This is a genomic window from Streptomyces sp. NPDC037242 (assembly GCF_055604165.1).
In genome coordinates, this window is the sequence record NZ_JBVJUY010000015.1 from 175,593 (window position 1) to 200,872 (window position 25,280).

At 74.1% G+C, this 25,280-nt stretch carries 14 protein-coding genes, 2 tRNA genes and 1 pseudogene; 10 read left to right on the forward strand and 7 right to left on the reverse strand.

Annotated elements, in window-relative coordinates; translation table 11 throughout:
* The 5 genes and pseudogenes from ACZ7GJ_RS20015 to ACZ7GJ_RS20035 form a co-directional block, all read left to right on the forward strand.
* Positions 1–308: pseudogene (locus ACZ7GJ_RS20015) on the forward strand (DEAD/DEAH box helicase); the annotation flags it as partial.
* 152 nt (positions 309–460) lie between these two features.
* Positions 461–533: transfer RNA gene (locus ACZ7GJ_RS20020), tRNA-Lys, on the forward strand.
* A 373-nt stretch (positions 534–906) separates the two neighbouring features.
* Positions 907–980, forward strand: a tRNA-Met gene (locus ACZ7GJ_RS20025).
* A 155-nt stretch (positions 981–1,135) separates the two neighbouring features.
* On the forward strand, positions 1,136–2,365 hold the full coding sequence (locus ACZ7GJ_RS20030) for a PP2C family protein-serine/threonine phosphatase (RefSeq protein WP_470753342.1): 1,230 nt from the start codon (positions 1,136–1,138) through the stop codon (positions 2,363–2,365).
* Between the two features lie 282 nt (positions 2,366–2,647).
* Positions 2,648–3,691, forward strand: coding sequence for a M23 family metallopeptidase (locus ACZ7GJ_RS20035; protein WP_470753344.1), 1,044 nt, complete (start codon positions 2,648–2,650; stop codon positions 3,689–3,691).
* Here the strand turns inward: ACZ7GJ_RS20035 and ACZ7GJ_RS20040 are convergent.
* The 4 genes from ACZ7GJ_RS20040 to ACZ7GJ_RS20055 all read right to left on the reverse strand — a co-directional run bounded on the left by ACZ7GJ_RS20040 (position 3,671) and on the right by ACZ7GJ_RS20055 (position 8,953).
* The gene (locus ACZ7GJ_RS20040) at positions 3,671–4,975 is read right to left on the reverse strand and encodes a PrsW family intramembrane metalloprotease (RefSeq protein WP_470753346.1); all 1,305 of its coding nucleotides are present in this window, start codon (positions 4,973–4,975) and stop codon (positions 3,671–3,673) included. The two genes, ACZ7GJ_RS20035 and ACZ7GJ_RS20040, sit on opposite strands and share 21 nt — an antisense overlap.
* Before the next feature lie 43 nt (positions 4,976–5,018).
* Positions 5,019–5,858 (reverse strand): tRNA (guanosine(46)-N7)-methyltransferase TrmB, encoded by an 840-nt coding sequence (gene trmB / locus ACZ7GJ_RS20045; RefSeq protein WP_470753348.1) that lies wholly within the window; start codon positions 5,856–5,858, stop codon positions 5,019–5,021.
* 99 nt (positions 5,859–5,957) lie between these two features.
* Entirely contained in the window at positions 5,958–7,205 is a 1,248-nt protein-coding gene (gene lhgO, locus ACZ7GJ_RS20050) for an L-2-hydroxyglutarate oxidase (protein WP_470753349.1), read from the reverse strand.
* 47 nt (positions 7,206–7,252) lie between these two features.
* Positions 7,253–8,953 carry a sporulation protein gene (locus ACZ7GJ_RS20055; protein ID WP_470753350.1) on the reverse strand — a complete coding sequence of 567 codons (1,701 nt, stop codon included), beginning with the start codon at positions 8,951–8,953 and terminating at the stop codon, positions 7,253–7,255.
* A 632-nt stretch (positions 8,954–9,585) separates the two neighbouring features.
* Between ACZ7GJ_RS20055 and ACZ7GJ_RS20060 the strand changes: the two genes are divergently transcribed.
* Together ACZ7GJ_RS20060 and ACZ7GJ_RS20065 are read left to right on the forward strand one after the other, a co-directional pair.
* Positions 9,586–11,916, forward strand: coding sequence for an asparagine synthase-related protein (locus ACZ7GJ_RS20060; protein ID WP_470753351.1), 2,331 nt, complete (start codon positions 9,586–9,588; stop codon positions 11,914–11,916).
* A 994-nt stretch (positions 11,917–12,910) separates the two neighbouring features.
* Complete coding sequence (locus ACZ7GJ_RS20065) at positions 12,911–16,186, forward strand: ATP-binding protein (RefSeq protein ID WP_470753352.1); 3,276 nt, start codon at positions 12,911–12,913, stop codon at positions 16,184–16,186.
* Here ACZ7GJ_RS20065 and ACZ7GJ_RS20070 read toward each other — a convergent pair.
* Entirely contained in the window at positions 16,173–18,185 is a 2,013-nt protein-coding gene (locus tag ACZ7GJ_RS20070; RefSeq protein ID WP_470753353.1) for a sigma-70 family RNA polymerase sigma factor, read from the reverse strand. The two genes, ACZ7GJ_RS20065 and ACZ7GJ_RS20070, sit on opposite strands and share 14 nt — an antisense overlap.
* Before the next feature lie 236 nt (positions 18,186–18,421).
* Positions 18,422–19,198: a TetR/AcrR family transcriptional regulator gene (locus ACZ7GJ_RS20075; protein ID WP_470753355.1), complete on the reverse strand. Its 777-nt coding sequence runs from the start codon at positions 19,196–19,198 to the stop codon at positions 18,422–18,424.
* A gap of 341 nt (positions 19,199–19,539) precedes the next feature.
* On the opposite strand from ACZ7GJ_RS20075, the gene ACZ7GJ_RS20080 reads away from it, so the two are divergent.
* A complete protein-coding gene (locus ACZ7GJ_RS20080; protein WP_470753356.1) occupies positions 19,540–20,931 on the forward strand; it encodes an NAD(P)/FAD-dependent oxidoreductase in 1,392 nt (463 codons plus the stop codon).
* 191 nt (positions 20,932–21,122) lie between these two features.
* Positions 21,123–22,871, forward strand: coding sequence for an ATP-binding SpoIIE family protein phosphatase (locus ACZ7GJ_RS20085; RefSeq protein WP_470753368.1), 1,749 nt, complete (start codon positions 21,123–21,125; stop codon positions 22,869–22,871).
* 77 nt (positions 22,872–22,948) lie between these two features.
* Here the strand turns inward: ACZ7GJ_RS20085 and ACZ7GJ_RS20090 are convergent, their stop codons facing one another.
* Complete coding sequence (locus ACZ7GJ_RS20090; protein WP_470753370.1) at positions 22,949–24,235, reverse strand: MFS transporter; 1,287 nt, start codon at positions 24,233–24,235, stop codon at positions 22,949–22,951.
* 123 nt (positions 24,236–24,358) lie between these two features.
* On the opposite strand from ACZ7GJ_RS20090, the gene ACZ7GJ_RS20095 reads away from it, so the two are divergent.
* Positions 24,359–24,895, forward strand: coding sequence for a MarR family winged helix-turn-helix transcriptional regulator (locus ACZ7GJ_RS20095; RefSeq protein ID WP_030292304.1), 537 nt, complete (start codon positions 24,359–24,361; stop codon positions 24,893–24,895).
* Positions 24,896–25,280 lie beyond the last annotated feature (385 nt).

Sequence of the window (25,280 nt, forward strand, 5' to 3'; positions counted from 1 at the left end):
GTGGTGGCGACCGTGGCGGCTTCCGCCGCGACGACCGCCCGTCGGGCGGCTTCCGCTCCGGCGGCGACCGTCCCTCCGGTGGCTTCAACCGCGATGACCGTGGTGGCGACCGTGGCGGCTTCCGCCGCGACGACCGCCCGTCGGGTGGCTTCCGCTCCGGCGGCGACCGTCCCTCCGGTGGCTTCCGCTCCGGCGGCGGTGACCGCCCGTACGGCCGCCGCGACGACAACCGCCCCTCCGGCTCCGGTTCCACCGGTTCCTTCGGCGGCCGCCGCGACGACAAGCCGCGCTGGAAGCGCAACGGCTGATCGCAGCCGCTGAGTTGAGTGCCTGACAGGGCCCGTACGACACACCGTGTCGTACGGGCCCTGTCGCTTTGCGGCGATGACACGGCGGGTCAGCCGGATACCCGATCGGCTGACCGGCGCGGTCCGGCTATGCTCTGTCGTGAGCACGTGGAGGGCCATTAGCTCAATTGGCAGAGCAGCGGACTTTTAATCCGTTGGTTGTCGGTTCGAGTCCGACATGGCCTACAGCTCGCGAGGCGGAGGAACCTTCCTCTGACCTGCGCCTCAGCGCCCCACCCGGTTTCGGCCGGGTGGGGCGCTTTGCTGTGCCCGGGGCGTCCGGTGGCCTGATGCGGGCCCAGCCTCGCGGCGGCCCCGGCAGCCTTCCGTGCTCGGCGCCGCCTCAACTGGTCGGCCACCCATGCCGGGTGGGGCCGCGCGACGTTCTCCCGCGCGAACGCGCGGCCGGATCGCTCCCGGAGGGTGCGAGCGGCAGTGCGCGGCTGCGTTTCGGAGCTCGTGTACTGGCTCTGACCTGGCCTTATGTCGTTTCCGAGGGTGGTGGGGGCGTTAATTGGCGAAGGCCTCCCCCTGGATGGGCTAGAGTTGGGTTTACCGACGCGGGGTGGAGCAGCTCGGTAGCTCGCTGGGCTCATAACCCAGAGGTCGTAGGTTCAAATCCTGCCCCCGCTACTCAGTACGAAGGCCCGGTTCCCCTTGGGGAGCCGGGCCTTCGTCGTATGTCCCCGCCGTCCGACGGCCCGTCACTCGAACGGGCCGGGCCGGGTGGCCGTACCCCCGCTCCTGCGGCCAGCCTTGAGGGGCGGACCCGGCGGCAGGAGGCCAGCGTGGCGGGGCAGGGCCGGCAGGGAAGCGGCGGCAACGGCGAGCGCGCGGCCGAGGGCGAGCGCGCAGCCGAGGGCGAGCGCGCGGCCGACGGCGGTGGGGCCGGCAGTCGTGTGGCCCGGCGGGTGGTCCGGGTGCTCCCGGGCCTGCTGATCGTGCTCGGCTTCGCTTTCGACGTGCTGACCCCGCCCAGTTTCACGGGCTCTCCCTTCTTCACCGCGGCCCCGCTGATCGCCGCCCCGCTGTTCACGCTCCGCGCGACCCTGCGGACCGGGGTGGCGGCCACGCTCGCGGTGGTCCTGCTGCACGCCTACAACGGCACCACCTGGAAGGTGGAGTCCCTGACGGAGCTGGCCACCGTCCTGACCGTCTCCGCGCTGGCCCTCCTGATCAACCGGGTCGTGCGCCGCAGCGGCGAGCAGCTCGCCTCCGCCCGCGGGATCGCCGAGGCCGCCCAGCGCGCCGTGCTGCCGACGCCCGCCGAACGCATCGCGGGCCTGCACGTCGCCGCCCGGTACGAGGCCGCGCAGGCGGACGCGTTCATCGGCGGCGACCTGTACGCCGTCCAGGACGGCCCGTACGGGGTGCGCCTGGCGGTGGGTGACGTGCGGGGCAAGGGGCTCGGGGCGGTCGAGGCCGTCGCCGTGGTGCTCGGGGCCTTCCGGGAGGCGGCGGAGAGCGAGCCGACGCTGGAGGGCGTGGCGCAGCGGCTGGAGCGGGCGCTGGCCCGCGAGGGGACCCGGCGGGGCAGCCTGGACGCGGTGGAGGGGTTCACGACGTGCGTGCTCGGGGAGATCCCACCGGGCGCGGACGTGCTGAGGCTGGTCAACCGGGGGCACCCCGAGCCCCTGCTGCTGTACGCGGACGGCGGCCTCGCGGTGCTGGTCCCGGCGGAGCCGGCGCTGCCGCTCGGCCTGGGCGAGCTGGACGGCCGGCCGGACCGGGCGCAGGAGTGGGCCTTTCCGGCGGGGGCGACGCTGCTGCTGTACACGGACGGGCTCACGGAGGCCCGGGACGGCGCGGGGGAGTTCTACGACCCGGAGGCCAGGCTGCGCGGCCGGGTCTTCCCCGGTCCGCAGGAGCTGCTCGGCGCCCTCGGCAGCGACGTGCGGCGGCACACGGGCGGCGGGGCGACGGACGACATGGCGCTGCTCGCGGTCGGCCGGCCGGGGGAGGGCCAGCCGGAGCGGCGGCGGACGGTGCCCGTCGTACCGAAGGACGACGGAGCGTAGTCGATGAGGCGCTCTCCGCAAGGTGGCTGACGGACCGTCAATATGCCTGCGTGGCTGGAGAGGTGTGTGAGTCGGCCAATTTTTGCCCGAGTTGGTCCCTGGATATTAGTAAAAGTCCTGGCCAGAGCTACTCGGGGAGTGGCCGATTGATGTGAACGATCAATCGCAACTGCTTGGAATCACTCCCCTTCGTCTATTACCTTTCGATAACGCAGCGCGGTTGTCCCAGCCGTCGCAAGAGACGGCGCCGTGCGCGTGCGCGTCAATGAGGAGTGTGCCCCGGTGGCCTCCAACTTGCCTGCCCCTGAAGGCATCGAGATCCAGGAGCCGCCCACCGCCGGTGCCTGGGGCGAGTGGAACCCCACCGAGGACTCGGCCCGCCCGGTCCGCGGCAAGCACCGGGTGCTCAAGCAGCGCGGCGGACTGGCCCGCTCCTCCACCGTGCTCGGCGTCGGCGTCATCGCGGCGGTCGGAGCCAGCGGCATCGCCACGGCCCAGGACCGGCCCCAGGTCGCGATATCCCTGCCCTCGCTGCCCGACCTGATGCCCGACGCGCTCTCCGACGACCGGGCCCAGCAGGCCGACGGCGAGCACACGAACGCGAGCGCCGGTGCGGACGCGGGCGCGGCGAAGGCCGGGATCTTCCCGCAGCAGTCCGACCGGCGGGCCGACCCGGGCGAACTCCTGCGCAGCCGCATCCTCCAGCAGGCCGAGTCCCAGCAGGACGCCGCCGCGGCCCAGGAGCAGGCCGAGGCCGAGCGCGCCGCGCAGGAGGCCGCCGCCAAGGAGGCGAAGGACAAGCAGGAGGCCGCCCGCAAGGAGGCCGAGGCCGTGGCCGCCGCAGCCGCCGAGAAGGCCGCACAGGAGGCCAAGGCCGCCCAGGAGGCCGCCGAGGCCAAGGCCGAGCAGGAGCGCCTCGCCGCACTGGCCGGCAGCTACGCCCTGCCCACCTCCGCCTACACCCTCACCTCGCACTACGGGGACGCCGGCTCCATGTGGTCCTCCGGCCACCACACGGGCCTCGACTTCGCCGCCCCGACCGGCACCCCCGTCAAGGCCGTCGGCAGCGGCAAGATCACCTCGGCCGGCTGGTCCGGCGCGTACGGCTACCGGATCGTGCTGGAACTCGAGGACGGCACCGAGGTCTGGTACTGCCACCTCTCCTCGATGTCGGTGACCGGCGGCTCGGTCACCACCGGCGAGACCATCGGCCGCGTCGGAGCCACCGGCAACGTCACCGGCCCCCACCTCCACCTCGAAGTCCGCAAGGGCGGCTCGACCGTCGACCCGCTGGCCTGGCTGAGGTCAAAGGGCCTGACCGTCTGACGTGTGCCCGGCCACTGCCGGCGCACGCCCCGAGTGCCTCCTGGGACCCGGTACGCGGGACGGCGCGCCCCAGTGCGCCCGCTCCAGGGGGTCGAACCAGGGCGGGAGCAGCTCCTCCATGACGGCCGCCCGGGCGAGCGCGGGCCCCGCCGTCGCGCGGCGCAGCCACAGCCGGCGCAGCAACTCCCGCTCCCACCCGGCGAAGTCCGGCTCGCGGGCCGGACCGCCGAGGCGCGCCCGGTGCCGTAGCAACGCCAGGGCCGCGGCGTCCGCCTCGTAGCGCCGGACCGCCTTCCCGGCCGCCCGGCCGCCGCTGCGCCGGGCCAGGGCGCGGGCCAGCGACCGGGCCGGCATCGACACCAGCGCCGGCACCTCGGCGGGCCCCAGCCAGCCGGCGGCCGCGTACACCGCGAGCTCCCCGGCGACCGCCCGTAGCCGCCGGCGCCTTATCCGCACCGCCAGCCACACCAGCGCCCCGAACAGCGGGACCATCACGCAGCCGTAGACCACGTAGAAACCGTGCTCCCCGAAGTCCGAGGAGCTGTTCCACAACGCGTGCAGCCCCATGGCCCCGACCAGGCCGAGCAGCGGCAGGCCGATGCGCCGCACCCGGCCGGCGGCGAGCGCGGCCGCGCCGAAGCCGAGCCCGGTGAGCACGGTGAACAGCGGGTGCGCGAACGGCGACATCACCGCCCGTACGAAGAAGGTCGCCGCCGTCAGCGAGTCCAGCGCGCCGGTGCCTTCGGCGAGGTCCTCGCCGAAGGCGTTGCCCAGGTAGAGGATGTTCTCGGTGAAGGCGAAGCCGGCGGCGGTGAAGCCGGCCACCACGAAACCGTCGGCGGGGCCGGTGAACTGGCGTCTTCGGAACACGAACACCAGCAGCAGGGCAGCCGCCTTGGCGGTCTCCTCGACCACCGGCGCGATCGCCACCGAGCCGAGCTGGTCGGCGTCCGAAGGATCGGCGGTGGCCGCGGCTATCCACTGGGTGGCGAAGTTGTTGGCCAGTATGGCGATCAACGCGGCGGCGCAGGCGCCCCATCCGAAGCAGAACAACAACTGCGCCCACGGGTGCGGCGCGGCCCGGCCCAGCCACCGGAAGGCCGCCATGAGCGGCACCACCGGCAGCAGGGCCAGGCCGAGGCCGACGAGGAAACCGGCGGTGCCGGTCTGCTCCCGCACGAGTTCGAGGATGGCCACGCCGGACGCGGCGAGCAGGGCGACGAGCACGCACGTACGGACCGTGCCCGACGGGCGTGCGAGCACACGGGGGAGCGCTCGGAACACGTCATGACTCTACCGAGCCGGTCTGACACGCGGAGTGACGTTGTCAGTTCTCCACTCGGCGGAAGAGCAAGTCGTGTACGACGTGCCCCTTGTCCAGCCCCTGGCCCTCGAAGCGCGTCAGCGGCCGGAAGTCGGGACGCGGCGCGTAGCCGCCGTCCGCCTGGGTGTTCTCGAACTCCGGCTGAGCGGTGAGTACTTCGAGCATCTGCTCGGCGTACGGCTCCCAGTCGGTCGCACAGTGCAGGATGGCCCCCGGAGCCATGCGGGTCGCGGCCAGCGCCAGGAACTCGGGCTGGATCAGGCGCCGCTTGTGGTGGCGGGCCTTGGGCCAGGGGTCGGGGAAGTACACGCGCAGCCCGGCGAGCGAATCGGGCGGCAGCATCTCGCGGAGCAGGATGATCGCGTCACCGTTGGCGACGCGGACGTTTTCGAGACCGCCCCGCTCGGCGAGGGCGAGGAGGTTGCCCTGGCCCGGGGTGTGCACATCGGCGGCCAGGATCCCCGTCGACGGGTCGGCGGCCGCCATCTGCGCGGTGGCCTCGCCCATCCCGAAGCCGATCTCCAGGACGACCGGCAGGCCGTCGAAGAGCTTCTTCAGGTCGATGACCTCGTGCCCGTCGATGTCGAGGCCCCAGGTGCCCCACAGCCGCTTGAGGGCTTCGCCCTGGCCGGTGGTCACCCGGCTGCGCCGGGGCTGGAAGCTCCGGATCCGCCGCTCGTGGTGCGAGCCGGCCGGGTCGGGCGCGGGCCCGTCGGGGAACCGGGGCTCGGTCCGCCACTTCGGGGGTACGTACGCGTTCGCCTCCGGCGCGGTTTCCGGGGCGCCGTTCGCCTCCGGCTCGGCTTCCGGGGCGCTGGGCTGGGGGTTCAGAGACTCAGACACAATGCCCGGATTCTACGTCCCCACCCCGCCCCCGGCCGCGCGGACGGGCGCGCCAGGGCGCGGCAGGGCGGCCGCGGCGCGCCGTCGGCGGGGCCGGGGTCAGGCCGAGCGCAGCGTGGCGAGCGCGCGGCGGGCGATCTCGCGGCCGATGGGCAGGGACGCGGTCGCCGCGGGCGAGGGGGCGTTCAGGACGTGCACCGTCCGCGGCGCGTCCCGGATCAGGAAGTCGTCCACCAGGGTGCCGTCCCGCAGCACCGCCTGCGCCCGCACCCCCGCGGTCGCCGGCACCAGGTCCGCCGAGGTCACCGCGGGCAGCAGCCGCCGCACCGCCTGGGTGAAGGCCTGCTTCGACAGGGAACGGCGGATCTCTCCCGCTCCGTACCGCCAGTGGCGCCCGGCCATCCGCCAGGAGCCCGGCCAGGCCAGCTCGGACGCCACGTCCCGCGGGCGGACCGTGCCCCAGCCGTACCCCTCGCGGGCCAGCGCCGGCACCGCGTTCGGACCGACATGGACGCCGCCCGCGATGCCGCGGGTCAGGTGGACGCCGAGGAAGGGGAACGCCGGGTCCGGCACCGGGTAGACCAGGCCCCGGACCAGCTCGGGCCGGGTGAGGTCGTAGTACTCGCCCCGGAAGGGAATGATCCGCATCCCGGGGTCGTCTCCGGCCAGCCGGGCGATCCGGTCGCACTGGAGCCCGGCGCAGTTCACCAGGGCCCGGGCCCGGACCACCAGCCCGGACGTGGTGCGCACCGCGACGGCGGAGGGGCGGCGCGAGATCAGGTCGACCGCGCCGCCGTAGACGATCTCCGCGCCCGAGGCCTCCGCCAGCCGGGCCGCCACCTTGCCGTAGTCCACGATCCCGGTGGTGGCGACATGGATCCCGGCCAGGCCGCGCACCTCGGGCTCGTACTCCGAGATCTGCGCCGGGCCGAGCTCGCGCACCGGAATGCCGTTCTCCCGGCCGCGCTGGACCAGGGCGTGCAGCCGCGGCAGCTCGTCGCGCTCGGTGGCGACGATGAGCTTGCCCGTCACCTCGTGCGCGATGCCGTGCTCCGCGCAGAACTTGACCATCTCGGCCGCGCCGCTCACCGCGAAGCGCGCCTTCAGGGACCCGGGGCGGTAGTAGATCCCGCTGTGGATCACCCCGCTGTTGCGTCCCGTCTGGTGCCGGGCGGGGCCGGCCTCCTTCTCCAGGACCACCACCCGGGTGCCCGGAGCCAGCCGCGACAGGGCATGCGCCGTCGACAACCCGACGATCCCCCCGCCGATCACCAGCACATCGCAGTCCACGCCGCTCACGCTGCCCACGCCGCCCACGTTGACACCTCCCACCCCTGAATACTGCACCCCGCCACCGACAACGCGGCCACGAGGCCCCCGGAAGACCAGCTGCCCTACGCCGGAGCCACCAGCAACGGCCGGGCCCGCTCGCGCAGCTCCGCGACGCGCGGCTCGTCCCCGTACGGCTCCAGCCGGTGCAGCAGGTCCCGTACGTACTCCGTCGTGCGCGCCGACGTGATCCGCCCCGCGACCTCCACCGCCCTCGTCCCGGCCGCGCAGGCCGCGTCGAGGTTGCCGGACTCCAGCTCGGCCACCGCGCTCACCACCAGCCGCAGCCCGTGCGAGCGCACGTACTCCTCCGTCGGCCGCGAGAGCGCCTGCTCGGTGAAGCGGCGCACCTGCCGCGGGAGTTTGAGGTCCCGATAGCACTCCGCGGCGTCCGCCGCGAAGCGGTCGTACGAGTAGAAGCCCAGCCAGGTCGGATCCGGATCGCCCTCGCGCGCCCGCTCCAGCCAGCCCTCCGACGCCCGCAGCGCGGCCCCGGCGGCCGCGGAATCGCCCGCCTTGGCGTGCGCCCGGGCCTCGACGAGGCGGAAGAAGCTCATGGTCCGGGCGGTGGCCAGGCCCCGGTTGCGCTCGACGGCGGCCTGGGCGAGGTCCACGCCCTCGTCCGGGAAGTCCCGGTAGGTCGCCTGCAGGGACATCGAGGCCAGCACGTATCCGCCGAGCGGTACGTCGGCGGCCGCACGGGCCAGGCGCAGCGCCTGGATGTAATAGCGCTGGGCCGCTTCCTGCTGGCCGGTGTCGAAGGCCATCCACCCGGCCAGCCGGGTCAGTTCGGCGGTCGCCCCGAACAGCGCGCGGCCCACCTCGTCGGTGTAGTGGCCGAGCAGCAGCGGCGCCGCGTCCACCCGCAGGCACTCCGGAACCATCGAGGAACGCCAGTCCCCGCCGCCGTACTTGGAGTCCCAGCGGCGCGCGTCCTCGGCGGCCTCGCGCAGTTTGGTCACGTCGCTGTGGCCGACGCGCTGCGGCGAAGCGTCGGAGAGCGCGGTGGGTGCGGGGGGCGGCGCGTGCGGAGTTTCACCCGAAGGCTGTGCGGGCACAACCGTGGACGGCGGCGCCGGAAGGCCTCCCGGCGGGGTCCCGGGGGCCGCCCCCGGCACCGGCACCGACGTCGGTACGGGAACCGACGCCGAGTCGCGCGACGCCACGGTCTCGCGGCCCTGACCCCGACCAGCCGTGCCCTGACGGCCCGCGCCCTGGCCGCCGGTGCCCTGAAGACCCGTGCCCTGGCCGCCCGTGCCCTGGACGCCCGCGCCCTGCGCCGGGCGTGCCGGTTCCCGCGCGACCGACCCGTCCGCGGGAGATATCAGCCAGCGCGAGGCCGGCGTCGCGTACGCCGACACCGCGAAGGATCCTGCGAGCGACTGCCAGATCCCGCCACCGCCGCGGCGGCCGGCGAGGTCGAGCCGGTAGAGGTCGGTCGCCGAGCGAACGGCCGCGCCCACGTCGCGCGGGAAGGCCAGCCCGACCTCGGGCGCGGGGTCCGCGTCCGCGAGGCCGATCTCGTGCAGCGGCACGGGCCGGCCGAGCTTCGCGCCGATCGCGGCGGCGATCAGGTGCGGGGCGGCGCCCTGCGGCACCATCCCCTTCGAAACCCACCGGGCGACCGAGGTCTTGTCGTACCGAAGCGTCAGACCGCGCTGTGCGCCGAGGTCGTTGACCCGGCGGGCCAGCCCGGCGTTGCTGATGCCCGCAAGGGCGAGGACGGCGCCGAGCTTCTCATTGGGCTCGCGGAGCTCCCTGGACATGCGCCACCCCTCGTCACACGCGGAACGCAGACGCCGCCGGGGCATAGGCGCCCGGCATTTCGTAAACCCAGCGTAGTTCCCCGCCTCCCAAGCGTTAAGGCCCTGAAGTCCGTATGGCGGGATTGTTGTCCGTATGCACAGTCCGCGTGCGCCCCGGGCCCGGGGCGCACGTGTCAGCCCGTGCTCCGTCCGTGTGGCCGTGCGCCCGGCCGTGCGCTCTGGCCGCTCCCGGGGCGCGGCGATTCGATGTGCGGTGCGTGGGTCGGCCCGCTGCGTGGATCCGGCGGGCCGGGGGATGCCGCTGCCTCAATCCCCGCGGGTGGCGGAACGGTCCGGGGGGCGGATCCCGTCTCCCGGGCCGCGCCCGCGAAGCCTGGGCCCAGGGGCCCTCAGTACGGCCGAAGAATGGCCGAAACCGACCTATGGGGCGGGGGGCACGGAACGCCAAATACCGCGTGCCCGGGGCGTGTTCGTTTGCATGTGCGCCCCCCTTAACCACTCTCGCACGCCTGTCTCGTGGCAGCATGGACCCCGAGCCACCCGGGGTCCCGCCGGCCGCGCCCACAGCGCTGACCGCGTCGTCCGTGCCGTCCGTTGCCCCGGTCATTTGCCCACAGGCTGGGGAGGCGGCGGTGCGCTGGTTGGTGGGGTGGAGCAGTATCGCCGCGAGCTTCGGCACGGCCGGGCGCGTCGGCGCCCAAGGCTCGGGCCAGAGCTTCAGCAACGGCTCCGGCCACGGCTCCGGCCACGGCTCCGGCCAGGGCGGATACGGCTCCGGCTACGGCCACAGCTCCGGCTACGGTCCCGGATACGGGGACCCCGGAGGACCGCTGCGCGGCGGCATCGCCGACGCCGACCACGCCGACGACCCCGCTGCCCAGGACGCCGAACGCACCGTCGTCCCCGTCGGCGCCCAACTCCTCTGGGGAGACCCCGACCCCCTCTGGGCCGTCGGCGACTGGCGCCCGGACGAGATCCGCACCCTCACCGCCGACCCCGCCGACCCCTTCACCCGGCTCGCCGTCCTCGGCTGCTGCGGCGCCACCGACGCCGAACTGCGCCGCGCCCTCTACGCCGCCCGCGGCGGCGCGCTGCGCCACCTCACCCAGTGGTCCGGCAGCTACACCGCCGTCGTCCAGGCCGGGCGCCGGATCACCGTCCTCGGCGACCTCGCCGGCGCGCGACCCGTCTTCTACACCCCCTGGGCGAGCGGCACGGCGTACGCCACCGCCGCCCTCCCGCTCGCCGACCTCATCGAGGCGCAGCTCGACATCGGCCATCTCGCCGCCCTGCTGGCCTGCCCCGACAGCCCGGAGGCACTGGGCGACGGCACACCGTACGTCGGCGTCCGCCGCATCCCGCCCGGCCACGCGCTGATCCTGCGCGAGGGCTCGCGCGAGATCACCGGGTACGAGGCGGTCGCCTCCCTTGCGGTGGCCGCGCCCGTGACCGACCCCGAGCGCGCGGTGGAGGGCGTACGCGAAGCTTTGGTGGACGCGGTGCGCGCCCGGCTCACGGCGCCCCGGCATGCTCCCGACACACTGCCCTACGACCCGGGCCCCGTACCGGGAATGGGCCCCGCCGACCGGCGTGCGGCCCGGGGCGCCCCCGCACCCGTCCCCGGGGTCGGCGCCGACCTCTCCGGAGGCAGCGCCTCCGCCACCCTCGCGCTGCTGGCCGCCGGACTGCCCGGAGCGCCGGGCACCCTGCTGGGATCGGGCGGGGCCGGTTCCGGATCCCGGCTCCTCGCCGTCACCTTCAACGACCTCGCCACCCCGCAGGGGCGTGAGGACGAGCTCGAACGGGCGAGAGTCATCGCCGCCGACCCCCGCCTCCACCACGTCGTCGTGGCCGCCGCCGAGGAAGCCCTCCCGTACGCGGAACTCGACGGCCCGCTCACCGACGAGCCCGGCCCCTCGCTCGTCTTCGCCGCCCGCGACCGCCGCCGGCTGGCCGCCGGCTCCGCCGACCACTTCACCGGACACGGCGCCCGCCAGGTCCTCGACGCGCACCCGGCCCGCATGGCCGACCTCCTCCTGGACCGCCGCCGGCGCCACCTGCTGCGCCCGGTCGCGGCGTTGGCCCGCTCGGCCTCCGCGTCCGGTGAGTCCCTGCTGGTCCCGCTGACCGTGTACTCCGCCGCCCGCCGACTTGCCCGTACGCCGTACCGCGCGGGCATGGAAGCCGCCGCGGCCCGGCTCCGCGCGGGCGGGGTCAACGGGGGACCCTCCGGTCCGGTGGACGCCTCCCTCGCCGCCCTCACCTGGTCCCGCCCGGGCCCGGCCGCGGGCTGGCTGACCGGCGAAGCCCTGGCGGAAGTATCGATCCGGCTCACGGCCGCCGCCGGCCGGCCCCCGCTCTCGCTGCGCCCCGGAGAGGCCCGGGCCCGCGCGCTGCTCGCCCGGCACGCGGCGGACCACCGGGTCTTCGAGCAGGCGGTGGAGGTACGGAGCCAGCGCCTGCACGCCCCGTTCCTCGACAACCAGGTCGTACGGGCCGCCCGCGCCCTCCCCGAGTCCCTGCGCGTCCAGCCCGGCGCGCGCGCGGCCATCCTGCGCACCGTGCTCTCCTCGGCCGGGGTCCGCGAATTCCCCACCGGCTGGGGCGCCACCGCCCACGCCCCGAACGAGACCGCGACCCGGCTGGGCCTGCGCGCCGCCCTGCAGGAGCTGCTCTCGCTCTTCGCGGCCCCGCTGCTGGCCGACGCCGGCCTGATCGACGCCCGGGTCGTCCAACAGGCCCTGTTGGACGCGGCCGAGGGCCGCCCCGTCCCGCTGGACGGCCTCGCCGAACTCGTCTCGATGGAACTGTGGCTCGGCCGCCTCCTGGCCCGGCGCGGCACCTGCTGGACCGGCACCTCCACCCCCCGCCGCCGCGCCCTCCCCGCCGACGCCCCCCTCTCCCCCCTGGGCACCACCACCCCCCAAGCCCTCCACCCAGCCCCCCAAAACCCAGTCCACTAACCCCACCCACCCGGGCCGCCCTGCCCCGCGCTCCGGCTTGGTCCGCCGCCGGGCCCGCCCGCCCGTGAGCCCGCCTGGTCCGCCCGCCCTGGCCGCCGGGCCCGCCCGCCCGCCTGGCCTGCCCGCTCGCGCGCCCGCCCCGGTCCGCCCGGCCCGGTCCGCCCGCCTGCCCCGCCCGCGTTGCCCGCCTGGCCTGCGCTGCGCTGCGCTGCCGCGCCGGGCCACCCCTGCGCCTCCGGGCTGGGTCGGCTGACGCGTCCTGCGTCTGAGTACGTCGGCCGGCCAGCTCCGCCCGGGCGGAGCTGGCCCCGGTCCACTGCCCCGCCCGCCCGCTTGCCCCGCCTGCCCTGACCCGTCCGGCGCTGCTGCCACCAGTCAGCTCGCTCGCCTTGCGCTGCCGGGCCGGCTCGTCCGGCGCTGCCAGGTCGGTCGGTTGACCCACCCGGCGTCGCCGGCTCGGGCGGCTGGTTCGTCCGGTGCCCCTGGGACCGCTCGGCTGGCCTGTCCAGCGTCTTTGGATTCGCCGGCCGGCTCGCTCCGCGTCCCCGGGCTGGGTCGGCTGGTCCACCCGGCGCTGCTGGCACCAGCCGGCTCGCTCGCCCTGTGCCGCTGGGCTGGCGCGTCCAGTGCCCCGGGCCTGTTCAGCGTCCTTGGACCCGCTGAGGCGGCTCGCCCTGCGCCTCCGGGCTGGGTCGGCTGACGCGTCCTGCGTCTGAGCACGTCGGCCGGCCGGCGGCGCCGGGGCGTCCCCGGGCTCGGTTCGCCGACCCGTCCGGCGCCGCCGGACCCGGCCCACTGCCCCCCCCGGCGCGCGCCGCTCGCCCCAGTTGGCCGGCGCGTCCGGCGTGCTTGGTCGGTCCGCTGGGCCGGGCCGCCGGCCTGCCCTGCGCGTCGGGCCCGGTGCGCTTGCCCGGTGCCGGGCCCGGGCCGTCTCGCGGCGGGGGCCGGTGGAAAAGGCGCGCCTCGGGTGGTGGGGGCAAGGCAGTATTGGGCAGTGCGGTATCTGATCCTCGGCGTCACCCAAGCCCGTAGCGAGACCGGCGCGCTCCTTCCCGTCGGCGGCGCGCGCCTTCGGGCGCTGCTCGCCGCCCTCGCCCTGCGCGCAGGCGGCCCGGCGGCCGCGCCCGTCGCCGATCTGGTCGACGAGGTCTGGGGCGACGACCCGCCCCAGGACGCCCCCGCCGCGCTCCAGGCCCTCGTCGCCCGGCTCCGCCGCGCCCTCGGCGGCCGGGACACCGTCCACGCCGACCCCGCCGGCGGCTACCGGCTGGCCGCCGACCGGGACGAGGTCGACCTCCACCGCTTCACCCGGCTCGCCCGCCAAGGCGCCCGCGAACTGGCCACCGCCGACCCGGCCGGCCCCGGCCCCGCCACCGCCGCCCGCACCTTGGCCGCCGCCCTCGCCCTCTGGCGCGGCCCGGCCCTCGCCGACCTGCCCGAACCCGCCCGCACCGCACACGCCGCCGCCCCCGAGGCGCTGCGCACGGCCGCGCTCCGGGACCGGATCGAGGCCGACCTGCGCAGCGGCTCCGTAGCCCCGGCGACGCTCCTGCCGGAGATCGAGGCGCTGATCCACGCGCACCCGTACGACGAACCCCTGCGCGCCCAGCAGCTCCGCACCCTGCGCGCGGCCGGCCGCGCGGCCGACGCGCTCGCCGCGTACGACCGCACCCGCCGCACCCTCGCCGAAGGCCTCGGCGCCGACCCCGGCCCCGAACTCAGCGCCCTGCACGCGGAACTCCTCCGAGCCCCGGCCCCGGCCCAGCCACCGGCCCCGACCCCACCCGAGCGCACCGGCAACCTCCGCCCCCGCCTCACCTCCTTCGTCGGCCGCGAGCCCGAACTCGACGCCCTCCACGCCGACCTGGCCGGCCTGCGCCTCATCACCCTCACCGGCCCCGGCGGTTCCGGTAAGACCCGTCTCGCCGAGCACGCCGCCGCCGACCACCCCGAACCCGGCTGGCTCGTCGAACTCGCCCGCCTCGACCACCCCGCCGCCGTACCCGGCGCCGTCCTCAGCGCCCTCGGCCTGCGCGAGAGCTCCCTCGTCGCCCGCGAGCGCGAGAAGGGCGCCGCCGACGACCCGACGGCCCTCCTCGTCGAGCACTGTGCGCATCGCCGCCTCCTGCTGCTGCTCGACAACTGCGAGCACGTCATCGACGCCGCCGCCGAGCTCGCCGAACGCCTCCTCACGCACTGCCCAGGCGTACGGATCCTGGCCACCAGCCGCGAACCCCTCGGCGTCCCCGGCGAGAACGTCCGCCCCCTCGAACCGCTGCCGCCCGACCCCGCGCAACGCCTCTTCGCCGACCGGGGCGCCGCCGCCCGCCCCGGCTTCACGCCCGCCGAGGACCCGGAGGCCGTAGCCGAGATCTGCGCCCGCCTCGACGGGCTGCCGCTCGCGATCGAGTTGGCGGCGGCGAGGCTGCGGCTGCTCACCCCGCGGCAGATCGCCGACCGGCTCGATGACCGCTTCCGGCTGCTGACCACGGGTGCGCGTACCTCTCGTACGCTGCTGCCGCGCCAGCAGACGTTGCGGGCGGTCGTCGACTGGTCCTGGGACCTGCTGGACGCGCCCGAACGCACCGTCCTGCGCCGGCTGTCCGTCTTCGCCGGCGGCTGCGACCTGGCCGCCGCCGAGGCCGTCTGCGCCGAAGCGGTCCGCGACGACGGCCCGGAGGCCTGGCACGTGGCCGACGTCCTCGGCTCCCTCGTCGACAAGTCCCTGGTCCTGGCCGAACCCGAACCCGAACCCGAACCCGGGCCCGAAGGCACCGGCATGCGCTACCGCATGCTGGAGACCATCCACGAGTACGCCACCGAACGCGCCACCGCCGACGAGGCGGACGCCCGCGCCACCGCCCACCGGCACGCCGCCCACTACCTCGACCTCGCCGAGGAGGCGGAGCCCCGGATGCGCTCCGCCGAGCAGCTGCCCTGGATCCGGCGCGTCGAGACCGAGCTCGACAACCTCCGCGCGGCCCTCGAAACCTCGCTCACCGACCCGGACCCGGAGGCCGCCCAGCGCCTCGTCTTCGCCCTCGGCTGGTTCTGGTGGCTGCGCAACTACCGCAACGAGGGCGCCGAATGGACCGCCCTCGTCCTCGCCGCGACACCGTCCGACCCGCCCGAGGGATCACCGCGGTACTGGCCCTTCATGCGCCTGCAGATCCTCCACGTCTTCCTGCTCGCCGAGAGCCGCGCCGCCGAGGACCTGCGCACCCCCGAGCACATCGCCCTCGCCGCCCGCATCACGGCGGCCTTCCGCCCCGGTTCGCCGGAGAGCGTCCGCTTCCCGGGCATGCTCTGGCCGATGGCGACGTACCTCACCGGCGACAGCGTCGACTTCCACGCCCACCTCGACGAGTCCGTCGAGAACTGTCGCCGCTACGGCAGCGACTGGGAACTGGGCGTCACCCTGATGCTCCGCACCCACATCGCCATCGACATCACCGGCGGCCTGGCGACCGCCGACGCCGACCTCGCCGAGCTGCACGAGATCGCCGCCCGCGTCGGCGACCGCTGGACCCGCGCCCAGGTCGCGAGCGCAGCCGGCGAGTTCGCCATCTCGCGCGGCCAGTACGACCTCGCCCGTACCGAGTACGAGGAGTGCCTGCGCCTGGCCCGGGAGGTCGGGGCCCACATCGAGACGCCCTTCGCCCTCGCCCGCATCGCCGAGACGGCCTTCTGCGCCGGGGACTTCGCCACGTCCGAGAAGCTGCTGGCCGAGGCGGACGCCGAGGCCGAGTGCCACGGCGGGGTCTACGACGTCCGCGCGTACGGGCGGCTGCTCGCCTCGATGATCGCCCTTTTCCAGGGGCGGCTCGACGTGGCCCGCACCGAGTGCGAGCGGGCCCGTACCGAGGCCGGGAAGATCACCGTGCCCCCGCAGTTCACCGCTGGTCTCGACAACGTCGACGCCCTCCTCGTCGCCGGTGAGCAGGGCCCCGCGGCCGGTCTGGCCCTGGTCGGTCCGGCCCTGGACCGGGCCGTCACCGCGCACTGCGCCGAGCGCGTCCTGGCCGCGCTCGCCGAGACCGCGGCCGTACTGCTGGACCGCGTCGAACGTCCAGCCGAGTCCCTACGGGCCTTCGCGGCAGCCACCGCCTGGCGCGTGGCCCATCCCCGCTCGGTCCCGGAGAGGACCTTCCTGAGCGAACTCCCGGACCGGCTGCGCGCCGCACTCGGCGCGGTCGGCTACGCCCGGGAGGAAGCGGCGGGCGCCGTACTCGCTCCGGCCGAGGTGGCCGCCCTGCTCAACGGCAGCTGATCAGGGCGTCCGCCCAGCTCGCCAGCGTCGGCAGACTGCCCTGCCCGGCCTGCTCCACCACCAGCCGCAGCGTCTTGCGCCCGGCCAGTGACACCTCCACGGCCGCGGCCGGGTCGTCGTACCCGAGTGCGCGGGACTGCCACAGCCGCTGCCCGTCGGCGTAGACCGAGAACCGCACCGTGCCGTCGGTGAACAGCGACAGGCCGTCCACCCCGGCCCGCGCCGAGAAGGCCGTGCACTGCCGGTTGAGGGTGATCTCCACCGAGGAACGGGAGTTCACGGTGATTCCCTGCCCGTACCGCCGGTCGTCGATCTCCAGCCCCCAGCGCTGCCAGACCCAGCTGCTGCGCCAGGTCTGGAGTTCCGGGCCGGTGTGGTCCCCGAAGGCCGAGTGGCCCAGCCGCGCGAGCTGGAACCCCTGCGGCGGCTTGGGCGCCGACTGCGAGGGGGACGGCGTCGGAGTCGGGCTCGGCGAAGGCCGCTCCCGGCTCGGCGAGGGCTTCGGCGGCCGTGGGGCGGCCGAGGTGCCCGACGCGGTGGGTGTGGGCGAGGCCGGGGCCTTCGTCGGCCGCGGCGGCGCTACGGATTCCCGCGCGGGCGGCGCGTACCCGGCCTCGCTCGGCTCCGCCGGGGCGGAAGGCTCCGGTACCGGCTGCACCGGCGCTGCCACACTGGGCGCGGGCTTCGCCTGGGCCGGTGGCTCGGTGTCGTCCCCGGCGAGGGCGAACACCACCCCGGCGGCCGCGGCCACCGCGATCCCGGCGGCGATGGCGGCCTTGGCGGGCAGCCCGAGCCCCTCGGAGAGGACAGCACCCCCGGCCGCACCCCCGCCCCCGGCACCCGACCCGGCACCCGCGGCACCAGTACCCGCCGCACCGACACCCGCAGTACCACCCGCCGCACCGGCACCCGCAGTACCACCCGCGGCACCGGCACCGGCAGCACCACCCGCCACACCCGCACCCGCCCCCGCGGTGGAGCCGCCCGCGGCAGCCGCCGCACCCGCACCCCCGGCAGCGGCGACCCCGCCGACCACCACTCCGGCCGCCTTGGCCGCGTACCCGGCGGCGAACCACCCGATGACCGCGACCGGCAGCAGCGCGGGAATGCCCGCGTTGACGTCCTTGAGCTCACCGGCGGCGAGCCGGCACTTCGCGCACTCCTCCAAGTGCTTGCGCAGCCCCCGCTCCGCCCGCATCCGCAGTCCGCCGCGGGCATAGGCCCCCAGCCGGTCCGCGTAGCGCGCGCAGTCCCCGCCCGAACTCAGGGCGGAACTCACATGGGCCTGGAGATAGGCCTGCTTGAGTCCCTCCCGGGCCCGGGAGGCCAGCACGGCGGTGGCGTTGGCACTCAGCCCGAACAGCGGGGCGATCGCACTCGGCGAGGACTCCTCGACGGTGGTGTGCCACAGCACGGCCTGCCAGCGTTCTGGCAGGCTCCGGAAGGCCTGCATGGCCAGCGACTGCTCGGCCTCGTGCATCGCCCGCACATCGGCGCCCAGTTCCAGGGTGTCGTCCCCGGACAGCCCGACACCGCTCTCGGTGCCCACCGCCGCCTGCTCCGCGAACACCGCGAAGTCCTCGACGAGATGCTCCCGCCGGGCGGTCTTCGCCCAGGTCGCGGCCACCCTGCGTACGGTGGTGAGCAGATAGGCCCGCACGGACTGGTCCGGACCGGCCCCGCCCCGTACCGCCTGAAGGGTCCGCGCGAACACCTCCGCGGTCAGGTCGTCGGCCGTGTGCCCGTCGCGGCAGCAGGTGCGCGCGTAGCGCCGTACGGAATCGGCGTGCCGGCGGAACAGCTCCTCGTACGCACCGTCGTCGCCGCCGCGCATCCGGGCGATCAAATCCCCGTCGGACGGCGGCTGCTCACCGCTCGCCCCGGCGGCGTGCCGCCCGCGCGGTTCGCGCTGTGCCGGTACCTGCCGTGCGGGCAGGCTGCCCGCCTCGGTCTCGCCACCGGCGCCACCGCGTGGCTCTTCCCGCCCGTCAACGCTCATCGCGGAAGCCCCCGCACGACAACACTCAACCGGTACACCGATCCAGCGTGTCACAAGGTGAAGGCATGACGGAGCCGTCTCCACACCATCCACTCATCCGGGGACAATCCGGCAGTTCGGCAGCAATACCGCGCCGGGTCCTCACCCGTTGGAGCGGGCAGCCCTTCGAGGCGGCCCGTCAACCCCCGCCGGCCCCGGTGAACAGGACCTCGGCGGGGGCTTCCACGACAGGAGCGTCACACCGTCCGGGAGCGCAGCCCCTCGAGCAGGATGTCGAGCAGCCGGGCGGAAGCCGCCGCCTGCTGCGCCGGGTCCGGCAGTGCGGGAGCGGCCGTCGCTATCACCAGCAGCACATCGGCCACCGTGACGTCGGCGCGCAGCTCACCGGCCTCCCGGGCGCGGTCCACCAGCCGGCCGACGACCTCCAGCAGCGCACCCGCGCCCGAGTCGTCCGCGGGGTCCTCCTCGACGGCGGTCCGCGAACCCACGACCCGCAGCTCAGGAGCCCCGCCGGTCAGCACGGCCTGCCGCTGGTGCGGAACCCGTGCGGCCTCCGCCTCCTCGGCGCCGTCCTCGCTCGCGGAGCCGACCCGCAGCACCTGCGGCGGCAGCAGCCGCCCGGCGCCGGAGGCGACGGAGGTGCGCAGGAAGCGCGAAAGCGCCTGCCACGGCTCCTCCTCCTGACCGAGGGCGGTCCGTGCCTGCTCGGTCAGCCGGGAGGTCTCCTCCTCGGCTATCCGCCGGACCAGGACGTCCTTGCTCGGGAACCGCCGGTAGACGGTGCCGACGCCGACCCGCGCGCGCCGCGCCACGTCTTCCATCGGAGCCCCGTAGCCCAGTTCGCCGAACACCTCGCGGGCGGCGCGCAGGACGTGTTCGAGGTTGCGCTGTGCGTCGACGCGCAGCGGCGTGGAGCGGCCCACGCCGTGCGTGGTGGCGCCCGTCATCAGGCGGCTGCCCTCGGCCGAAGCCGACAGAGCGGTCGCAGAACCATGGAAATCGGAAATGTGCATATGTTTCCCCCGGTAATCATTTGTCTCCCCCCGGAGACACTCCCCGCCTTCGTGTCGAGGGGGGCCACGGTCATGGGGCCCTGGTCCTACTCCTCGACGAGATACGAACATAGTTGAGCCAGAGTCAATTCAGAAGAGGCAGCCCCGGACGGACCACCGCCCGATCGGAGCATTCACCCCCACTTTTCCGTTCCAAGCCTCCGGAATCACCCCCTCCGTACCGCCTGACCTGCGCACTCTTACCTCCGCCAAGCAGTCGGGACAGCCCCGCCGAGGGACCCTCTCCTGTCACACAATTTGTCGGGCCTGTGGACAAACTCCCGGCCACGTTGCGTCATGGGATGGTGAAGGCTGCTAACTCCCGGGGCGCGGCCCCCGGTACCCCGCCCCGTACGCGGATCCTCGTCGTCGGCGGCGGCTACGTAGGCATGTACACGGCACTCCGGCTCCAGCGAAAGCTGAGATCCGGAGAAGCCGAGGTCACGGTGGTCACCCCCGAGCCCTACATGACGTACCAGCCCTTCCTCCCCGAAGCAGCCGCGGGCTCGATCTCCCCGCGCCACGTGGTCGTCCCGCTGCGCCGCGTCCTCGACAAGTGCCGCATCGTCATCGGCGAGGCCCGCAGCATCGACCACGCCAAGCGCACCGCGACCATCACCACCCTCGCCACCGAGGAGGAGGGCACCGGCGCCGTCGAGGTCGAGTACGACGAGCTCGTCCTCGCCCCCGGCTCCGTCTCCCGCACCCTCCCCATCCCGGGGCTCGCCGACTACGCCATCGGATTCAAGACGGTGGAAGAGGCCATCGGGCTGCGCAACCACGTCATCGAACAGATGGACATCGCCTCCTCCACCCGCGACCCCGCCATCCGCGACGCAGCCCTCACCTTCGTCTTCGTCGGCGGCGGATACGCGGGCGTCGAAGCCCTCGGTGAACTGGAGGACATGGCCAGATACGCGGCGCGGTACTACCACAACATCAAGCCCGAAGACATGAAATGGGTGCTGGTCGAGGCAAGTGACCGGATCCTCCCCGAGGTCGGCCCCGAAATGGGCGTCTACACCATCCGCGAACTGCGCCGCCGCAACATCGACCTGCGCCTGGAGACCCGCCTCGAATCCTGCGAGAACCGCGTCGCCGTCCTCAGCGACGGCGCCCGTTTCCCCACCCGCACCGTCGTCTGGACCGCCGGCGTCAAACCCCACCCGGTCCTCGCCGCCAGCGACCTGCCCAAGACCGACCGCGGCCGCCTCGCCTGCACCGCCTTCCTCACCGTCGAGGGGGTCGAGCACGCCTGGGCGGCCGGCGACGCCGCGGCCGTCCCCGACATCACCGCCGCCGAGGGCACTGCGTGCGCCCCCAACGCGCAACACGCCGTCCGCCAGGCCAAGGCCCTCGCCGACAACCTCGTCGCCGCCCTCCGCGACGAGGTCCTCACCGAGTACGCCCACAAGTACGCCGGCTCCGTGGCCTCCCTCGGCCTCCACAAGGGCGTCGCCCACATCTACGGGCGCAAGCTCAAGGGCTACCCGGCCTGGCTCATGCACCGCGCCTACCACCTCAGCCGCGTCCCCACCTTCAACCGCAAGATGCGCGTCCTCGCCGAATGGACTCTCTCGGGACTCTTCAAACGCGAGATCGTCTCCCTAGGCTCCCTCGAACACCCCAGGGCAGAATTCGAACTCGCCGCAGGCAAAGGGCACAAGGAGCCCCCGAAGAAGGGCGAAGGCTGAAGTCGTCAGTGCCGTCGGACACACTGGACGTGTGACCATAGGTGGGCTCACGCCTGCGCAGAGTTACGCCGTTCAGTGACACCCGCCGGCGACCGACCACCTGAGCGACACACACGCGACACCACACGCGACAGCACCAGCGACAGCGACCCCGAGCGACACCACACGCGACACCACGAGGCTTGAACGCAGTGAACTTCACGCGCTGGAGCGCCCGGTTTCCCGGAACGCAGCGCCGCGCCGCCGCCCGGTCCGAACACGCCGCCGCCCAGGCCAAGCGGGGTGAAGGCGCCGTCCCGGCCGCCCGCGGCGCCGCCGGTCATTCCGCGACGGCGCCCGACGGCGGCCCGGCCGACCCCACCGTCTCCGGGACCGGTTCGGCCACCGGAGCCGACGCGTCGGCGCTCACCCCCGTGCCCTCCCTCGAGGAGCTCTCCGTACGGGAGGTGCTCGACCGGCTCCCGGCCCTCGTCGCCCTCGTGCACGGCCCCGAGCACCGCGTCGCCTACGTCAACGACGCCTACACCGCCGGCTTCGGCGCCCGCCCCTCCGGCGACCCCGCCTGCACGGCCCTGCCCGAGCTGGGCGAGCTGGGCCTGCTCCCGCTCCTCGACCAGGTCCAGCGCAGCGGCAAGCCCCGTACCGCCAAGAACCGCACCGCACCCGGCGGCGGCAGCTCGTACACCGTCACCTGCACCCCGGTGGACTTCCCCAAGGCCGACACCGAGGGCGACCCCGACCCCCGCCACACCGGGGTCCTGATCCACCTCGCAGACGTCACCGACCACGCCGAAGCGGCCGACAGGCTCCGCGCCAGCGAGCGCCTCCAGCGCGAGGCCGCCGTCACCCTCCAGCGCTCCCTCCTCCCGCAGGAGCTGGAACAGCCCGACGACCTGCGCATCGCCGCCACCTACCAGCCCGGCGGCACCGAGGCCGCCGTCGGCGGCGACTGGTACGACGTCATCACCCTCGGCGCCGGCCGCACCGCCCTGGTCATCGGCGACGTCATGGGCCGCGGCGTGCGTGCCGCCGCCGTCATGGGCCAGCTCCGCACCGCCGTCCGCGCGTACGCCCGGCTCGACCTGCCCCCGCACGAGGTGCTCCAGCTCCTCGACGGCCTCGCCGCCGAGATCGACGCCAGCCAGATCGCCACCTGCGTGTACGCCGTCCACGATCCCAACGAGGGCCTGCTCGCCTACGCCTCCGCCGGCCACCTCCCGATCCTCGTCCGCGACGAGGACGGCACCGTACGCAGAGCCGCCGACCCCACCGGCCCCCCGCTCGGCACCGGCGGCTGGCTCCACACTTCCGGCACCATCGCCCTGGGCCCCGGCTCCACCGCCGTCCTCTATACCGACGGCCTGGTCGAACGCCGAGGCGAGGACATCGACGAAGGCGTCGCCGCCCTGGAACGCGCCCTCTCCGGCGCCCAGGGCACCCCGGCCGTCATCTGCGACCGCCTGATGCGCGCCCTCGGCGTCGATGCCGACCACGACGACGACGTCGCCGTCATGGTGCTCCAGCAGCCCGCCCGCACCGGAGCCGATGCCGAGCTCTTCCACAACGCCGCCCTGGAACTCCTCGGCGGCATCGAGGCCGCCCCGCGCGCCCGCGCCTTCGCCCAGGGGGTCCTCACCTCCTGGCGCTTCCCCGTGGAGCTGTGCGACCTCGGCGTGCTGGCCGTGAGCGAACTCGTCGCGAACTCCCTCCAGCACGGCACCCCGCCCATGCGCCTGCGGCTGCGCCGCACCGACCGCCGCCTGATCGTCGAGGTCACCGACGGGGACGACCACCTCCCGCGCCGCCGCCGCGCGGAACCGGCCGACGAGACCGGCCGCGGCATCTCGATCATCGCCACCATCGCTTCGTCCTGGGGCTCCAGGCGCACCCCGGGCGGCGGCAAGGCCGTCTGGTGCGAGTTCGCGCTCCCGGACAAGTAGCCGACGTACGAGCAGGGCATGCGGAAGGCCCCGATCCACCGGACCGGGGCCTTCCGCATGCGCATCCGTTCGAGCGCCTACGCGGGCACGGACTCCGCGGCCTTCGCCACCTCGACCGGACCGCCCTGCGCCACGACCCTGCTCAGCGACGGGTTGTCCTGCTCCGGCGTCAGCTGCTTGCCGAGGCGCAACGCCAGCCAGGCGATCCCGAGCGAGACCACGACGAAGGTCCCGATGTAGAGCATCGGCACACCCGCGCCCAGCGGGACACCGAGCGGCCCGAGCGCCAGGGCCATCTGCTTGACCAGGGCGAAGGCCGAGTTGTACTGGCCCACGGAACCCTCCGGCGCCAGGTCGGCCACCAGCGGAGCCAGCGTCGGCGACAGCATGGCCTCGCCGATGCCGAAGAGCCCGTACGTGGTGACGAACGCGGCGGCGGCCACCATCGCGCTGCCGTGGCCCAGCCCCGAGAACCCGGCGATGACCCACGCCACGGTCCAGATCAGGCCGACGAGCGCGATCACACGCGACCGGCGGCGCTTCTCGACGAGCCGCAGTACGACGAACTGCGCGAGCACGATCGCCCCGGTGTTGGCGGCGAGCGCGAAGCCCAGGGTGGAGGGGGAGATCCCGGCGGCCTCGGTACCGAAGGCGGCCAGACCCGACTCGAACTGTCCGTAGCAGGCGAAGAAGACCACGAAGCCCAGGAGCAGCAGCTTGACCATGGCCTGGTGGCGCAGCAGCCGCTTCCAGCCGCCGCCGCCGCTCTGCGTCGGGTCCTTCGGCGTGGCGTCCTTGATGACCGGCGCCTGCGGCATCTTCACGGTGAGGATGACGCCCGCCAGCACCAGGAACATCACGGCCTCGATGCCGAACAGCAGGGTGAAGCTGCCGGGACGGCTCTCGTCGACGATCTGGCCGCCGATGAGGCCGCCGATGCCCAGGCCCAGGTTCTGCATGAAGAACTGGGTGGCGAAGGCGCGGGTCCGGGTGGACGGCGTCGAGCACCACACGATCATCGTGGCCAGCGCCGGCTGCATGACGGCCTGCCCGGCGCCGAGCGCCAGGGCGGACAGCAGGATCGGCACGATGCTCGTGGAGAGCCCGAGCGATACCGCGCCGACCGAGGCCGCGAAGGCCGCGCCGATGACGACGGGGACCGGACCGCGGCGGTCGATGACCCGACCGGTGAGGGGCAGCGCGACGAGAGCGCCCAGGGCGAAGGCCACGAACGCGCTCGTGGCGGCCATGGAGCCCAGATCTCGCACCTGCGCCACATAGATGTAGAGGAACGGAACCGTGAAGCCGATGCCGAACGCGGTCAACGCGTTGCCGGCCTGGATCCGCCGCATCGCAGCGCCCATCACCTTGGTCACTTCTCACCGCCTTGATAGCTGAAGACTGAAGACTTCATACCTAAAGTTCGATCCTTAACTCTACACATCGAAGGAGTTAGATGCCAACGGCCTCGTGCGATACTTCGAACCATGGGTGACACCCCCGACGGCACTGCGCCCGTCCACGAGCCGAGCCTCGACGAGCAGATCGCCGTCTACCAGCGCGAGTTCCAGGACCTCGACCCCCAGGTCGAGAAGGTCGTCTCGGCACTGAGCCGCCTGAACCGCCGCATGAACGTCGCGTACGGGCGCCAGACCGCGGCCCTGGGCATCAGCAACGCGGAGTGGGAGGTCCTCAAGGCCCTCGTCATCTCCGGAGCCCCGTACCGGATGGGCCCGAGCGAGCTGGCGAAGCAGCTGGGCCTCACGCCGGCGGCGATGACCCACCGGATCGACCGCATGACGGCGGAGGGCCTGGTCACCCGCGAGCGGGACGAGTCCAACCGGGTCCGCGTGATCGTGGAGCTGACGGACGAGGGCCGCAGCAAGTGGCTGGACGCGATGCGCGCGGCCACGGTCTTCGAAGAGGACCTCCTCCAGGACCTCTCGACGGCGGAGCGCGGGGTGCTGGGCGACATGCTCACCCGCCTCCTGGACCGCGTCGAGGACCTCCAGTCGCCGAGCTGACCTCCGGGGTTGACACGGTCTTCGCGGATCCGTAAGGTTCTTCGAGTTGTCCCTGGGCCGGAAGGTTGAGGCGACAACGAATCCCGCCGCCTCGTTGCGGCACCCAACTCTGCAAGATCTCCCACTGGGAACGAATTCGGCATGCCCGAATTCATTTCCGAAGGTCGATTATGAATCGCCGGGGAAATCCACTAGAGTTTGGGGAGTCGGAAGGGCCCAACAGCCCGGAAGACAAACCCCGCTGACTGGGAGTCAGGCCCGAAAGAGTCTGATAGAGTCGGAGACACAAGAACGAAGGAAGCGCCCGGAGGAAAGCCCGAGAGGGTGAGTACAAAGGAAGCGTCCGTTCCTTGAGAACTCAACAGCGTGCCAAAAATCAACGCCA